The sequence below is a fragment of the Bradyrhizobium sp. BR 10289 genome (assembly GCF_019455385.1).
Lineage (GTDB): Bacteria > Pseudomonadota > Alphaproteobacteria > Rhizobiales > Xanthobacteraceae > Bradyrhizobium.
Map to the genome: position 1 here is coordinate 294495 of NZ_JACOFR010000005.1, position 15092 is coordinate 309586.

Sequence of the window (15092 nt, forward strand, 5' to 3'; positions counted from 1 at the left end):
GATCCTCTCGCCTCAGGCCGCGTCCGTCATGGGTCGTTCGACCGATCGAAGGAATCGCTGCGTGCGTTCTTCCCGCGGAGAATCGATGACCTGTGACGGCGGTCCCTGTTCGACGACCTTTCCGCCGTCCATGAACACGACGAGGTCGGCAACCTCGCGGGCAAACCGAACTTCGTGAGTCACGACGATCATGGTCATCCCGGCGTCGGCGAGCCGCCTCATCACGGAGAGAACCTCGCCAACCAGTTCCGGATCGAGCGCCGACGTCGGCTCGTCAAACAGCATCAATTGCGGCTTGATGGCCAATGCGCGGGCTATTGCCACTCGTTGCTGTTGACCTCCGGACAAACGGTGCGGCAGCTTGTCGACGTGCGCACCAAGGCCGACTTCTTCGAGCAGTTGGAGAGCGATCTTCCGCGCCTCGGCCGCCGGCATTCCATGCACCCGGACCGGCGCCTCCATGACATTCTCAAGCGCGGACATATGCGCGAACAGGTTGAAATGCTGGAAGACCATGCCGATCTTGGCGTCGGCTCGCGCTTTGGCGACGTTTCTGCTCGGTTTGAGGCCGCCAGGTATGGCGTCGTATCCTACACGTGCGCCACCGACGGTAATCTCGCCCCAGTCCATCGTTTCGAGATGATTGATCATGCGCAAGAAGGTACTCTTTCCGGAGCCGCTCGGACCCAACAGGCAAACGACTTGTCCCCGATGGACGGTCAGATCTACGCCGGTGAGTATTTCGCGTCCGTCATAGACCTTCTGCACGTTGCGGCAGACGACGAACGGAGCGCCCGCATCAACTTGCTCAACTCTTCGGTGAACCAACGAACGCAGCCAATGTCGTTCGTTGTTCTGTCGGGCTTGGCCCGGGCGCTCCAACTCGATGGCGAGGCCATCCGAGGCTTGAGAATTGTTTTGGGGGCGGCGAAAGCCGAACATTCGCGACAGGGGGCCGGCTTCCGCAGGCGTCCGTTCAATATCGAAGTGCCGTTCGGTCAAGCCCTGAACGAACGCGATGAGGCTCGTCATGAGCAGATAGACGGCGCCCGCAGCCGCAAAAACCGTGAAGAACCGAAAGTTCTGACCTACGATCTGCTGGGCGCGGAATGTGAGCTCGCTGACAAAGATGATCGACGCAATCGACGTCAGTTTGAGCATGCTGATGATGTCATTGAATATCCCCGGAAGGATCGTACGCATCGCCTGCGGCAGGATGATCCTGCGTAGCGTCAGAAATGAGCTCATTCCCAAGGAGGCGGCCGCGATCGATTGGGTCCGACTGACAGATGTTATGCCGCCCCTGATGTTTTCGGCGCTGAAAGCGGCTTGATTCAGCCCGAAGCCTATTACCGCCGTGGTGAAGCTGTCGAGCTTGATGCCCATAGCCGGCAAGGCGTCGAAGATGAAGACGAGCTGCAGAAGCTGTGGCGTTCCACGCATGATCCAGATGTAGGTCCATGCGAACGAGCGAACCACCTTCATCCGAGATAGACGCATCAACGCGAAGACCAGGCCCAGACCGAGTCCCAGCATCATGGCTAGACACGTTATCTCGACCGCGATCAGCGCGCCGTTCCATAAAAAGCCGGAGGTTATATAGCCGAAGAAGTCGCCGACGAATGCCATTTCCACGAGCGGCCCCTATGTAAGTTCGTCGCGCCTCGGCGCGACGACTTTTGATCGGTTGATATAAAGGCCGCGCGCTATTTGGTTTTTGTTGCAGCCGGCAGCTGCAGCGCGGCATCGACGCCGTAGGTTTGAAGGATTTTCTTCTGCTGGTCGGTCTTCTGGACCACCTGCATGCCGTCAGATATGACCTGGAGCAACTCGGCGTTCCCCTTTTTCACGGCGGCACCGACCTCGAGCCCGTCCATGATGGCAAATCCGCGTGCATACTTCTCGGGGTTCGTGGCTGCTAAATTGTCGACAAAGCCGAGATCCCACATGATCGCGTCCGCGCGTTCGCTGTCCAACAGGCGCAATCCCGCCGCCAAATCCTGGAACGGCATCATGTTGATCTCGGATTTCTGCGCGGCCTTGCACGCCTCATTCTGCTTTTTGACTGCCAATTCGTTGCTGCTGCCGACTCCGAAAGAGACGGTCAAGCCGCAAAGATCCTCGATCCTGGCGATCTTTTTGGGATTGCCCTTCTGCACCAACGCGCCTGTTGCAGCTTGCATGTAGATCACGAAATCTACGACTTCTGCACGAGCAGGCTTGTAGTAGAGGTCGTCCCACATCACGTCCAACTGTCCGCTCTGGACCGCCGGAAGTATTCCCGACCACGCGCCGAGGACGAACTCGTATTTCAGACCGGCGCAATCGAACACCGCGCGGCTAAGGTCCGCGTCGATGCCCACAACTTTGTTGAAGTCGGTCTTGTCGCGCATGATGTAGGGCGGCGTTTGCGGATCGGCGCCGATCTTGATCGTCTTCCCCGCGAGGCCGGGGTACTTCTGCGCGACTTTTGCCGGTTCGCAGGCCGCATCCGCCGCCGTTGCCGGGCTTATCAGAGCCATGGCGACAGCAACCCCAAGTCCGAAACCAATTGCCCTGCTCGACACGATATCAAACTCCTTCCGACGTTGCGATTGAACTATAGAAATTTCAGCAAGTTAATGTGATGATTATGCAATAATGGGAAGATTGCACGCGCAAATCTTAGGCTTTTGCATTCAGCGAAAACTGTTGATGGCTCCATGCTTTAACGAGTCCGTTCGATGGTGTGATTGATGTTTAGGCGCCGAGGTGCCGGGAAACCGTTCAAAAAACTGGACTAAATCGTCAAAAATGGACAAAATAGTCCAACATGTCGCTCATCAATTTTTCAAGCCTCTGAATTCATGAGGCAATCCCGCGATGGCACGCTTCCTGCTGATAGCAAGCGGGTCCATCAGGCGATACTCGCCACAACTGCGGGAAGCATCATGAAAGTCGGCGTCTTCATTCCGATTGGAAACAACGGTTGGCTCATATCCAGCACGTCGCCGCAGTACATGCCGACGTTCGCTTTGAACAAGGAAATCGTGCAGAAGGCCGAAACCTATGGCTTCGATTTCGCGCTCTCGATGATCAAGTTCCGCGGCTTCGGCGGGAAGACGCAGTTTTGGGAGCACAATCTGGAATCGTTCACGCTCATGGCGGGTCTTGCGGCCGTGACTTCCAAAATCAAGCTGTTTGCGACGTCGGCGTCATTGGTGATGCCGCCTGCTGTGGTGGCCCGCATGGCGTCGACCATCGATTCGATTTCCAACGGTCGCTTTGGGCTCAATCTGATCACCGGATGGCAGAAGCCGGAATATACGCAGATGGGCCTATGGCCCGGGGATGAGTATTTCGGACGACGTTACGAATATCTCTCGGAATACGTGCAGATCCTGAGAGATCTTTGGGAGAGCGGCGTCAGCAACCGCAAGAGCGACTTCTTCCAGATGGACGATTGCCGCGTCAGCCCCAGGCCGCAGGCCGATATGAAAATTATCTGCGCGGGTCAGAGCGACGCGGGAATGGCATTCTCGGCCCGGTATGCGGACTACAATTTCTGCTTCGGGAAGGGCGTCAATACGCCGACCGCGTTTGCGCCGACCGCCGCGCAGCTCATCGAGGCGACTAAGAAGACGGGCCGGCAGGTGACGTCGTTTGCCCTGTTCATGATTATTGCCGATGAAACGGACGAAGCCGCGCGCGCCAAATGGGAGCTCTACAAGAGCGGCGCGGATCAGGAAGCTCTGGACTGGCTGACCCTGCAATCGGGTGCCGACAAGACGTCGGGAAAAGACACGAATGTACGTCAGATGGCCGACCCCACATCCAATGTGAACATCAACATGGGCACCTTGGTCGGTTCATACGCGTCCGTCGCGCGGATGCTCGACGAAATCGCCACCGTTCCCGGTGCCGAAGGTGTGTTGCTGACTTTCGACGACTTCGTGAAGGGTGTGGAAAATTTCGGCACGCGCATCCAACCTCTCATGAAATCGCGCCGTCACATCGAGGCGCTCGCGAAAGCTTCTTGAGGAGTCAGCTATGCAGACCGGATTCAGCGCGCTTACCCTTGGGCGGGCGGAAGTGACTCTTCCGGCGAGGCCCGAGCCGTTATCGGTCAGGCCGAACGAAACCGCGGTGATCGTCGTCGACATGCAGAACGCCTATGTTTCCAAAGGCGGCTACTGCGATCTCGCCGGCTTCGACATATCGGGCAGCGATGCCGCGATAGCGCAGACGGCAAGGCTACTCGAAGCTGCCCGCGCGGCCGGCGTGCTCGTGGTCTACTTCCAGAACGGTTGGGACCCAGACTACGTTGAAGCAGGAGGTCCGGGCTCGCCGAATTGGCACAAGTCGAACGCGCTGAAGACGATGCGCGCGCGACCAGAGCTGCAGGGGACGCTCCTTGCCAAGGGAAGCTGGGACTATGCCATCGTCGATCAACTGGCTCCGCGACCCGGCGACATTCTCGTACCCAAAACCCGATATAGCGGCTTCTTCAACACCAACGTCGATAGCATCCTGAGGGCGCGTGGAATTCGCAACCTTGTCTTCACTGGCGTGGCGACCAATGTTTGCGTCGAATCCGCGCTGCGCGATGCCTTCCATCTCGAGTACTTCGGCGTGGTCGTCGAGGACGCGACCCATCAACTAGGCCCAGACTTCATCCAGAAGGCTGCGCTCTACAACATTGAGAAGTTCTTCGGTTGGGTGACTTCCGCAGCTGAGTTCTGCGGTGCGATCTCTCAAGTGGCTCCTGAATAGAAGATAGGTGAAACATGCCAAAGGTTGTCGTTACTCCCAAAGGTACTGGTGTTCCGATTGCTCCGTTCTCGCCGGGAACGCTGGCGGACGGCATTGTCTACGTGTCCGGCACGTTGCCCTTCGACAAGGAAAACAACGTCGTTCATGTGGGTGACGCGGCCGCGCAGACCAGGCATGTCCTCGAGATCATCAAGGGCGTGATCGAGACGGCCGGCGGCAGCATGGCGGACGTCACCTTTAATTCGATCTTCCTGACGGACTGGGCGAACTACGCAGCCATCAACACGGTCTATGCCGAGTTTTTCCCGGGGGACAAACCCGCGCGATATTGCGTCCAATGCGGGCTCGTCAAGCCCGACGCGCTCGTGGAGATCGCTTCCATCGCCCATATCGGCAAGAGCTAACGTTCTATCTCGGTGCGCGCATGAAGTATCGGCAAATCGGCTCCGCGGCGGTAGATGCGCCGACAGTCATCCTGTCGGCGGGACTCGGCGGGCTAGGTCAATTTTGGCAGCCTCAGCTCGACGAATTGAGCAAGGCGTTTCGCGTACTCGTCTACGACCATCGCGGGACGGGGGAGAACGCCGAGGTCCTACCCACCCCCTACACGATCGACCACATGGCGGATGACGTCGAGGCCATCGCCGAAGCGTCCGGGACTCGTACCTACCATTTCGTCGGTCACGCCCTCGGAGGATTGGTGGGGCTGGCGCTAAGCCGGCGGCAGCGGAGCCAGTGCGTCAGTCTCTGTCTCGTGAATTCCTGGGCGTCGCTTGACACGCAAACGGCTCGATGTTTCGACATGCGGCTGGCCCTTCTCGATCACGTAGGCGTCGAGGCCTATGTGAAGGCGCAACCCCTCTTCCTCTACCCGGCTGTTTGGTCGTCGGTCAACGCCGAGCGCGTCGAGAAGGAAGTCGAGCACGGAGTTCTTGGCTTCCAGGGCGCGTCCAATCTCCGCGCGAGAGTTGGAGCGCTGCGCGCGTTCGATGCGAGCGTTGACCTCGAGCGAATTGCTATTCCCGTGTTGATCGCCGCCTCGAAGGACGACATCCTGGTCCCGTTCACGTGTTCCGAGACTTTGGCAAAGTCACTTCCGCGCGGGCGGCTTTGGATCATTCCCCACGGAGGTCATGCCTTCACGGTCACGGAACCGAGTCCCTTCAATCTTGCGCTTTCCTCCTTTATCGCGGAGGCGAGCCGTGAGTAATGTGTTTACCGCTGTCAATGCCGAAGCAATAGCGACCCTTTTCACCGAAGCACGTACCCATAGTGAATGGCTCCCGAAGCCCGTGGACGACCGCCTGCTAGCTGAAGCCTACGAACTTGCAAAATTGGGCCCGACATCAGCGAACTCTTCCCCTGCGCGATTTGTTTTTTTGCGAAGCGCCGCGGCGAAGGAGAAGCTCAAGCCCGCCTTGTCGGCTGGAAATGTTCAGAAGACGATGACCGCCCCGGTTACGGTCGTCGTTGCCCATGACACGCGCTTTTACGATCGGCTGCCAGAATTGTTTCCGCACGCGGACGCGCGGTCATGGTTCACATCGACACCAGAATTTGCGGCGGACACGGCGCTCCGAAACGGATCGTTGCAGGCGGCCTATCTCATAATGGCATTGCGGGCGCTGGGTCTCGATACCGGCCCGATGTCCGGATTCACGCGCAAATTGGTCGACGAAACGTTCCTCGCCGGGACCACCTGGCGATCAGATCTACTGATCAACGTGGGCTACGGTGATCGCAGCAAGCTATTTGAGCGATTGCCTCGCCTAAGTATCAGCGATGGATCCCGCTTTTTGTAGGAGAGCTCGATGTATAACTTAGCTCAGCATCTGCCTGTGAGCAGGGAAGAGTTTCGTGAAGGGATGGCGCGTTTGCCTGCTGCCGTCAACATTGTTGCCACCGACGGTGTAGGCGGAAGAGCAGGATTTACTGCCTCTGCGGTCTGCAGCGTAACGGACAGGCCGCCGACACTGTTGGTCTGCCTCAACAGAGAGGCTTCCGTGTATCCGGTCTTCCTCAGAAACGAGGTGATCAGCGTCAACACGCTGGGCCCAGCGAGCGAGGATTTGTCGCGGATTTTCGGTGGCAAGACGCCCATGGATGAACGCTTCCGCGCTGCAGAATGGTCGAGAGGCGTCTCAGGAGCCCCGATTTTAATAGGAGCTTCCGTAGCTTTCGACTGTCGTCGGGTGCAGACGTCAAGCATAGGGACACACGACGTCATTTTTTGCGAGGTATTGGCGATCTATCGCCATCTCACGTCGGCAAGCTTGGTCTATGTCGACCGCAATTACCATGTGATCGGAGAACGCCTCCAACCAAGCGGTAATGATCTCTCCAAGAGCGTCGCGCATGCTTAGCTCATCGAAATTCAACTCCTCGAGCCAACCAACCAGAAACGACGCCGGATTGAAATGCCTCGGCGTGGAGTCCGTTTCAAAAAATCGCATGTGATCGCTCGCCGCTCCGCCGTGACGCCGTTCTGTGTCGACGTCAAAATCTTCACCGAGCGCTTACCCAGAGGGATAGTGGCTACGTTGGCACGCCGACTTATTTTTGCCGGCGGCGAATCGCGCACAAACGGCTGCTCTTGGCGGACTATCGAGATCCAAGTTAGGCTGCTCGCCAATAAGAAAACAGGGCCTCCGAAATAGTGGGTTTCGCGATGTAGCGGACCACTGACTCGAACCCCCGACAACTCAGCGATAGCGGCGTACAGCCCCCATCACCAACGGCGCGAGGCGGCTCCCGGTCGGTTAACCTCGGCCGGAGATCCCGCCGCGCATTCAAAGATGCCTACGCCTCGCGCAGCTCAGTTCTTCTTCGAGAGCGCCGCAACGAAATCGCAACGAATTAGGCGAAACGACCGTGAACAAAACGGGATGGAAGTGACTGTCACATCAAGAAATATCAATAGCTTAGAAGATACGCACTGCGTTCGGGACGCAGGGAACGCCCTCGGTCAGATCGCTACCTGAAGGGAATGTCGGTATCGGTGGTTGCGCCTCCGGGATTTGAACCTGCAATTCAAACCGTGTGAAATTCTGACCAGAGACACCGCCTGCTAGCATACGATAGTGGTATCGAAAATTCGCTCGCTTGCGATTTTTCGCGACACAGGCCGCTTTCAGCCGACTGGTAGCCCGAGATCTTTCAATATTCCCCTGCGTGAGCGTAAAGCTGCGCTTATCCCAGGGCTCACGAACTGCCCTATGCGTAAGATTGGCTGAGATATCGTAGGTTTAGTTGGTGTTGGGAAAGGCGGTAGCGCTCCAGGGACCCAAACCCCCGACGATCCCGCGGGAGCTGGGTTTGCGGCTATATGGAATGCGTACGCGCTTAGTAGAGTGACAGGTTACCCCGCGTTGGCCTTCAGTCCCGCCGCCTGGATGCCGGCGACCGCGCAGGCCTCGTCATTGTCGGAGGTGTCGCCGGAGACGCCGACCGCGCCGAGCAGCGTGGTGCCGTCCATGATCAGCACGCCGCCAGGGACCGGCACGAGCGCGCCCTTGGCGATCGTGTTCACGGCGTCGATGAAATAGGCCTGCTCCTGGGCGCGCTGATACAGCGCGCGCGAGCCCATGCCCATGGCGAGGGCGCCATAGGCCTTGCCGTGGGCGATCTCGGCACGCATCAGGCTGGTGCCGTCCTGCGCGGCGGCGATCTTCAGCACGCCGCGGGCGTCGAGGATGGTGACGACCAGCGGCTTCAGCTTCAGCTCGGTGGATTTTGCGAAGGCGGCATCGAGGATCTTTCGGGCGGTGTCGAGCGTGAGTTCAGCCATGGCTGGTTTCCTTTTCGGTGTGAGAGGTGGAATTGATGTCGGCGCGATCGAGGCTCATCGCCAGCACGCGCGCGACGTGAAGTGCCGCGCGCTGCGCGCCGTCGTGGATCTGGTGTCGGCAGGAGGTGCCGTCGGCAACAACCAGCGTGGACTGATCGGCCTTGCGCACGGCGGGTAGCAGTGACAACTCGGCCATCTCGATCGAGGCATCATAGGTGTCGGCGCCATAGCCGAAGGCGCCGGCCATGCCGCAGCAGCTTGACTCGATGGTCTCGACTTTCAGGCCGGGAACCAGGCGCAGCACCTGCTCGACCGGCTTGAAGGCACCGAAGGATTTTTGGTGGCAATGGCCGTGCACCAATGCCTTCTCTGCGACGGCGCCGAGCGGCAATTGCAGCCGGCCGGCTTCCGCCTCGCGCACCAGAAATTCCTCGAAGGTCAGCGCGTGAGCGCCGACAGCCTTGGCGTCGTTGTCCTTGCGCAACGAGGCGAGCTCGTCGCGCAGCGTCAGGAGGCAGCTCGGCTCAAGGCCGACGATCGGCACGCCGCGTGCCGCGAAGGGCGCGAAGACGGTCACCAGACGATCGAGTTCGGACCGGGCTTCATCGACAAGACCGGCGGACAGGAAGGTGCGGCCGCAGCAGAGGGGCCGGCTGCCGTTCGCAGGCTTGGGCAGATGCACGCGATAGCCGCCCGCCGTCAGCACGCGCAGCGCGGCGTCGAGGTTTTCGCGCTCATAGATGCGATTGAAGGTGTCGGCGAAGAGGACGACTTCGCGGCCGGTCTCCGGTCCGACCGTTTCCGCCGGCGGTACGAACACATCGCTGCGGAAGGCGGGCAGCCCACGGCGCGCGCTGATGCCGGTAAAGCGCTCGAACAGCTTTCGCAGCAGCGGACTATGGTTGCGCAAATTCGCCAGCGGCGCGAAGCGCGCGGCGAGGCCGGCATAGCGCGGGAGGTAGCCGACCAGGCGGTCGCGCAGTGTCAGGCCGTGGGAGGCGCCGCGCGCGGCGAGCACCTCGATCTTCATCTTGGCCATGTCGACGCCGGTCGGGCATTCGTGGCGGCAGGCCTTGCAGGAGACGCAGAGTTTGAGGGTCTCCATCATCTCGTCGGAGGACAGCGCATCGGGGCCGAGCTGGCCGGAGATCGCGAGCCGCAGCGTGTTGGCACGCCCGCGCGTGACATCCTTCTCGTTGCGCGTCGTGCGATAGGACGGGCACATCACGCCGCCCTCGAGCTTGCGGCAGGCGCCGTTGTTGTTGCACATCTCGACCGCGCCCTGGAAGCCGCCGCCGGCGCCGGGATAAGCGGACCAGTCGAGTTTTGTTCTCAGCTCAGCGACGCGATAGTCGGGCTTGAAGCGGAACAGCGAGCGATCGTCCATCTTGGGCGCGTCGACGATCTTGCCGGGGTTGAGCACGCCATCAGGGTCGAAGCGATGCTTGACCTCGCGGAAGTCGGCGACGAGACGTTCGCCGAACATGGTCTCGTGGAATTCGGAGCGCACCAGGCCGTCGCCATGCTCGCCGGAATGCGAGCCCTTGTATTCGCGCACCAGCGCGAAGGCTTCCTCGGCGATGGCGCGCATCGCCTTGACGTCCTTTTCCAGCTTCAAATTCAGCACGGGGCGCACATGCAGGCAGCCTTCGGAGGCGTGCGCATACATCGTGCCGCTGGTGCCGTGCCTGGCGAACACTTCGTTCAGCCGCGCCGTGTAGTCGGCGAGGTGCGGCAGCGGAACGGCGCAGTCCTCGACGAAGGAGACCGGCTTGCCCTCCTGCTTCATCGACATCATGACGTTGAGGCCGGCCGCACGGAAATCGGCGATGCCGCTCTGCAGCGCCGGCTCGGTGATCTCCACCACGCCGCCCCATTTGCGCGGCTCGTTGGTCCAGCCAAAGCCAAGATCGCCCATGAGCTGAGAGAGCTGCTTGAGGCGCACTAGATTGTCCGTCTGGTCTTCCTCGGCGAACTCGACCACCAGGACGGCATCCGGATCGCCCTTGATGGCGGCGTTGATGATCGGCTTGAACATCGCGATATCGCGGCCGAGCGCGAGCATGGTGCGGTCGACCAGCTCGACCGCGATCGGTTTCAGCTTGACCAGATGCTGGGCCGCGTCCATGGCTTCGTAAAAGCTGCCGAAATGGCAGACACCCAGCGCCTTGTTGCGGATCACCGGCCAGAGCTTCAGCTCGACCTTGGTCGTAAAGGCGAGGGTGCCCTCGGAGCCGACCAGCAGATGCGCCATGTTGTTGCGCGCATTGCGCGGCACCAGCGCATCGAGATTGTACCCACCGACGCGGCGCTGCACTTGTGGGAAGCGCGCCGCGATCTCGTCGGCTTCGCGCATCCCGAGATCGAGCATGTCGCGGAACAGGGCGCGCATGGTCTCGGCGGCGTCGCTGTCCGAGAGATCGCGCGACACCTCGCCAAAACGGCTCAGTGTGCCGTCGGCGAGCGAAGCCTCCATCGACAGCGTATTGTCGCGCATGGTGCCGTAGCGAAGCGAGCGGCCGCCGCAGGAATTGTTGCCGGCCATGCCGCCGATGGTGGCGCGCGAGGCGGTGGAGACGTCGACCGGAAACCACAGGCCGTGCTTTTTGAGCTGCCGGTTGAGATCGTCGAGCACGATGCCCGGCTCGACCACGCAGGTGCGGCCCTCGACGTCGAGCGACAGGATCTTGTTGAGATGCTTGGAGAGATCGACCACCAGCCCGTCATTGACGGTCTGGCCGCATTGCGAGGTGCCGCCGCCGCGCGGGGTGACCTTCACGCCCTCATCGCGCGCGATCGCCAGGGCCCGCAGGGCCTCGTCCATGGTTTTAGGCACGACCACGCCCGCGGGCATGATCTGGTAGAACGAGGCGTCCGTGGCGTAGCGGCCACGGCTGAAGCGATCGAACAGGACGTCGCCGGTCATGTCCGCGCGCATGCGCCGTTCGAGCGAGGAGGCGTTTGTCATCCCTGATCCCGGACTGCCCCAGCGAGGCGAAGGCCTTGCTGAGTTATTCATTATTATCCATGACCGATTATATTATGAATTCAAAATGAGGAAGCCGGCGCCGCTCAAGGCGTCGCTGGCGCGTCCTCTTGGGGCTCGGTCAGGTGCTCGATCGCGGCTGTCCGCTTGTTGCGCAGGTGCTGGAACAGGATGTCGCTGAGCTCGCTGCCGGCACGCCGGCGCAGCGCATCCAGAATCGCCTCGTGCTCGCGCATCGCCTCCGCCCAGCGCTGCCGCTTGCGGGCGAAATTGGCGGAGTAGCGGACGCGGCGAATGCGGCCGGCGAAATTGGCGTAGGCGGTCTCCAGCGTCGCGTTGCGCGCGGCCGTGACGATGCTCTCATGGATACGCTGGTTGGTCTGGAAATAGCCGTGCATGTCGCGGTGCAGATAGTGGCCGTACATCTCGTAATGCAATTGCTCGATCGCGGTGATTTCCGCGTCCGTCATGGCCTCGCAGGCAAGGCGCCCGGCGAGACTCTCCAGGCCGGCCATCACGTCGAACAGTTCCTCGAGATCGCGCTGGCTGAGTTGGCGCACGCGCGCGCCGCGGTTGGGGAGGAGCTCGATCAACCCCTCGGCGGCGAGCACCTTCAGTGCCTCGCGCAAGGGCGTGCGGGAGATGCCGAGCATCTCGCAGAGCTGCCGCTCGGGAACGCGCCCGCCCTCGGGAATGTTGCCCTCGACCACATAGTCGCGCAGCCGCAGCAGGATCTCGCCGTGAAGCGAGGCCTCCTGACGTTCGCCGCCATTTGTAGCGGGCGAGGCGATCGGAACCCCGCTGTCGGGAATCGTGGATTTCATTTGCAGCACAGTAGTTTGCCTGGTTGGTCGCGTCGATGTCCGTAATCGAATACCAAATTATGATTGAAAGGACAAAAAATGAATGCAAAATAGTCGTCGGAGCCGGCCAGAATCCGTCGATAGGGAGGTTTGCATGCACCAGGGACGCCATTTCCTTCAGATTCCGGGCCCGAGCCCGGTCCCCGAGCGCGTCCTGCGCGCCATGGACATGCCTGTGATCGACCACCGCAGCGCCGAGTTCGGCGCGCTCGGCCGCTCCGTGCTCGAAGGCAGCCAAAGGATTTTCCAGACCAAGGGTCCGGTCATCATCTTCCCCTCGTCAGGGACCGGAGCCTGGGAGGCCGCGATTGTCAACACGCTGTCGCCGGGCGACAAAGTGCTGATGGTCGAGACCGGACATTTCGCCACGCTGTGGCGGCAGATGGCGGGGCGCTTTGGCATCGAGGTTGATTTCGTGCCCGGCGACTGGCGCCGCGGCGCCGACCCGGCCGTGATCGAAGCAAAGCTCACCGACGACAAGGCGCGCGCGATCAAGGCCGTGATGGTCGTGCACAACGAGACCTCGACCGGCGCGACCAGCCGTATCGCTGAAATCCGCGCCGCGATCGATCGCACCTCGCATCCGGCGCTGCTGATGGTCGACACCATCTCCTCGCTCGGTTCGGTCGACTACCGCCACGACGAGTGGAAGGTCGATGTCAGCGTCAGCTGCTCGCAGAAGGGTTTTATGCTGCCGCCCGGTCTCGGCTTCAACGCGATCTCGGAGAAGGCGCTTGCCGCATCCAAGACCAACAAGATGCCGCGCTCCTATTTCGACTGGGCGGAGATGCTCAAGCCCAACGCCAACGGCTTCTTTCCCTACACGCCGGCGACCAATCTGCTCTACGGCCTGCGCGAGGCGATCGCGATGCTGCTGGAGGAGGGGCTCGACAACGTGTTCGCGCGGCATCAGCGGCTCGCTGCTGCAACCCGCGCCGCGGTCAATCATTGGGGCCTCGAAGTGCTCTGCCAGGAGCCGTCGGAGTTCTCGCCGGTGCTCACCGCGGTGCTGATGCCGCCGGGGCATGACGCCGATCAATTCCGCAAGGTCGTGCTCGAGAATTACAACATGTCGCTCGGCTCCGGCCTCTCCAAGGTCGCTGGAAAGGTCTTCCGCATCGGCCATCTCGGCGAATGCAATGCGCTGACGCTGCTTGGTGCGCTCACTGGCGTTGAGATGGGGCTGTCGGTTGCCGGCGTGCCGCACCTCTCCGGCGGTGTCGATGTCGCGATGAAGCTGCTGGAGCAGCGCCCGCAGGGCAATGCGTCGCCGCATCTGAAAGTCGTGAGCACCTAAAGACCGCGCGGAACACACGAGCGGCGATCATAAAAAAAGCAAACAGGGAGGGTGGAGATGGGGATCAGGTTCAAGGCCACGCATGTCGTCTTGGCGATGCTCTGCGCGATGTATTTCATCACCTATGTCGACCGGGTGAATATCGGCACGGCCGCGGGCGAGATCCAGAAGGAGCTGGGCCTGTCCAACACCCAGCTCGGTCTCGTGTTCTCCGCCTTCGCCTATCCCTATCTGCTGTTCCAGGTGATCGGCGGCTGGGTCGGCGATCATTTCGGGCCGCGCAAGACGTTGTTCTGGTGCGGCATGATCTGGGCCGTCGCCACCATCTTGACCGGCTTCGTCACCGGTCTCGCCGCTCTGTTCGTCGCACGCTTCGCGCTGGGCTTTGGCGAGGGCGCGACGTTTCCGACCGCCACACGCGCGATGCAATACTGGACGCCGGCGAACCGCCGCGGCTTTGCGCAAGGCCTGACCCATTCCTTTGCCCGGCTCGGCAATGCCGTGACACCGCCGGTAGTGGCGCTTCTGATCCTCTGGCTGACCTGGCGCGGCGCCTTTGTCGTGCTCGGCTTCGTCAGCCTGATCTGGGGCGTGATCTGGGTCTGGTATTTCCGCAACGAGCCGAAGGAGCATGCTTCCATCACCGAGGCCGAGCTCGCCGCGTTGCCGCCGCGCCCGACCGGTGAGCGCCCGCGAGTGCCATGGGGGCCGCTGCTCGGGCGGATGTGGCCGGTGACCCTGACCTATTTCTGCTACGGCTGGTGCCTGTGGCTGTACCTGAACTGGCTGCCGCTGTTCTTCAAGAATAACTACAGCCTCGACATCAAGAACTCGGCGCTGTTTGCCTCCGGCGTGTTCTTCGCTGGCGTGGTCGGCGACAGCGTTGGCGGCGTGCTCTCGGACAAGATCCTCGACCGCACCGGCAATGTCCGCCTGGCGCGGCTGAGCGTGACCGTTGCCGGATTTACCGGGGCCCTGCTATCGCTGCTTCCGATCCTGTTCGTCCACGACATCACGGTTGTCGCGCTGTGTCTGTCGGCCGGCTTCTTCTGCGCTGAGCTGGTGATCGGCCCGATGTGGTCGATCCCGATGGACATCGCCCCGAAATATTCGGGCACCGCGTCGGGTCTCATGAACACGGGCTCGGCCTTCGCCGCCATCGTCTCGCCGCTGGTTGCCGGCTTCGTGATCGACGCGACCGGCAACTGGTACCTGCCGTTCCTGATGTCGATGGGCCTGCTGCTGCTCGGCGGCTTTTCGGCCTTCCTGATGCACCCGGAGCGCCCGTTCACGGATGCCGAAGGGCTGGCGCCGTCAGGAAAGGTGGTGGCCGCGGAATAGAATGGGGGCGGCGGAGGTCCACCGCTTATGCATGGGAGCAGCCCTTTGGAGAGGGGACAAGCCGGT

13 protein-coding genes are annotated in these 15092 nt (G+C 61.2%); 8 read left to right on the forward strand and 5 right to left on the reverse strand.

Annotated elements, in window-relative coordinates:
- Nucleotides 1–12: 12 nt before the first annotated feature.
- Together HYH08_RS37685 and HYH08_RS12480 are read right to left on the reverse strand one after the other, a co-directional pair.
- The gene (locus HYH08_RS37685) at nt 13–1629 is read right to left on the reverse strand and encodes an amino acid ABC transporter permease/ATP-binding protein (RefSeq protein ID WP_220010144.1); all 1617 of its coding nucleotides are present in this window, start codon (nt 1627–1629) and stop codon (nt 13–15) included.
- A 77-nt stretch (nt 1630–1706) separates the two neighbouring features.
- Nucleotides 1707–2567, reverse strand: coding sequence for an ABC transporter substrate-binding protein (locus tag HYH08_RS12480; protein WP_349631422.1), 861 nt, complete (start codon nt 2565–2567; stop codon nt 1707–1709).
- 363 nt (nt 2568–2930) lie between these two features.
- Between HYH08_RS12480 and rutA the strand changes: the two genes are divergently transcribed.
- From rutA to HYH08_RS12510, 6 genes are read left to right on the forward strand one after another with little or no spacing between them, the layout of a single operon-like run.
- Complete coding sequence (rutA, locus tag HYH08_RS12485; RefSeq protein ID WP_220010077.1) at nt 2931–4019, forward strand: pyrimidine utilization protein A; 1089 nt, start codon at nt 2931–2933, stop codon at nt 4017–4019.
- Nucleotides 4020–4029: 10 nt separating this feature from the next.
- Nucleotides 4030–4752, forward strand: a complete 723-nt coding sequence (gene rutB / locus HYH08_RS12490) for a pyrimidine utilization protein B (protein WP_220010078.1) — start codon at nt 4030–4032, stop codon at nt 4750–4752.
- A gap of 14 nt (nt 4753–4766) precedes the next feature.
- Complete coding sequence (rutC, locus tag HYH08_RS12495; protein ID WP_220010079.1) at nt 4767–5156, forward strand: pyrimidine utilization protein C; 390 nt, start codon at nt 4767–4769, stop codon at nt 5154–5156.
- A gap of 20 nt (nt 5157–5176) precedes the next feature.
- Nucleotides 5177–5962 (forward strand): pyrimidine utilization protein D, encoded by a 786-nt coding sequence (gene rutD, locus HYH08_RS12500; protein WP_220010080.1) that lies wholly within the window; start codon nt 5177–5179, stop codon nt 5960–5962.
- Between the two features lies 1 nt (nt 5963).
- Complete coding sequence (locus HYH08_RS12505; protein ID WP_220010146.1) at nt 5964–6554, forward strand: malonic semialdehyde reductase; 591 nt, start codon at nt 5964–5966, stop codon at nt 6552–6554.
- 9 nt (nt 6555–6563) lie between these two features.
- Entirely contained in the window at nt 6564–7115 is a 552-nt protein-coding gene (locus HYH08_RS12510) for a flavin reductase (protein WP_220010081.1), read from the forward strand.
- Between the two features lie 995 nt (nt 7116–8110).
- Here the strand turns inward: HYH08_RS12510 and HYH08_RS12515 are convergent.
- The 3 genes from HYH08_RS12515 to HYH08_RS12525 form a co-directional block, all read right to left on the reverse strand.
- On the reverse strand, nt 8111–8539 hold the full coding sequence (locus HYH08_RS12515) for a GlcG/HbpS family heme-binding protein (RefSeq protein WP_212342625.1): 429 nt from the start codon (nt 8537–8539) through the stop codon (nt 8111–8113).
- Complete coding sequence (locus HYH08_RS12520; RefSeq protein WP_220010082.1) at nt 8532–11507, reverse strand: FAD-binding and (Fe-S)-binding domain-containing protein; 2976 nt, start codon at nt 11505–11507, stop codon at nt 8532–8534. Before HYH08_RS12520 ends, HYH08_RS12515 begins: the two co-directional genes overlap by 8 nt.
- 104 nt (nt 11508–11611) lie before the next feature.
- Entirely contained in the window at nt 11612–12349 is a 738-nt protein-coding gene (locus HYH08_RS12525) for a GntR family transcriptional regulator (protein ID WP_220010083.1), read from the reverse strand.
- Nucleotides 12350–12482: 133 nt separating this feature from the next.
- Here HYH08_RS12525 and HYH08_RS12530 point away from each other — a divergent pair, with 133 nt between their 5' ends.
- Both HYH08_RS12530 and HYH08_RS12535 read left to right on the forward strand, forming a co-directional pair.
- Nucleotides 12483–13685, forward strand: coding sequence for a pyridoxal-phosphate-dependent aminotransferase family protein (locus HYH08_RS12530; RefSeq protein WP_502787898.1), 1203 nt, complete (start codon nt 12483–12485; stop codon nt 13683–13685).
- A 57-nt stretch (nt 13686–13742) separates the two neighbouring features.
- Nucleotides 13743–15026: an MFS transporter gene (locus HYH08_RS12535; protein ID WP_220010085.1), complete on the forward strand. Its 1284-nt coding sequence runs from the start codon at nt 13743–13745 to the stop codon at nt 15024–15026.
- The last annotated feature ends 66 nt before the right edge of the window (nt 15027–15092 follow it).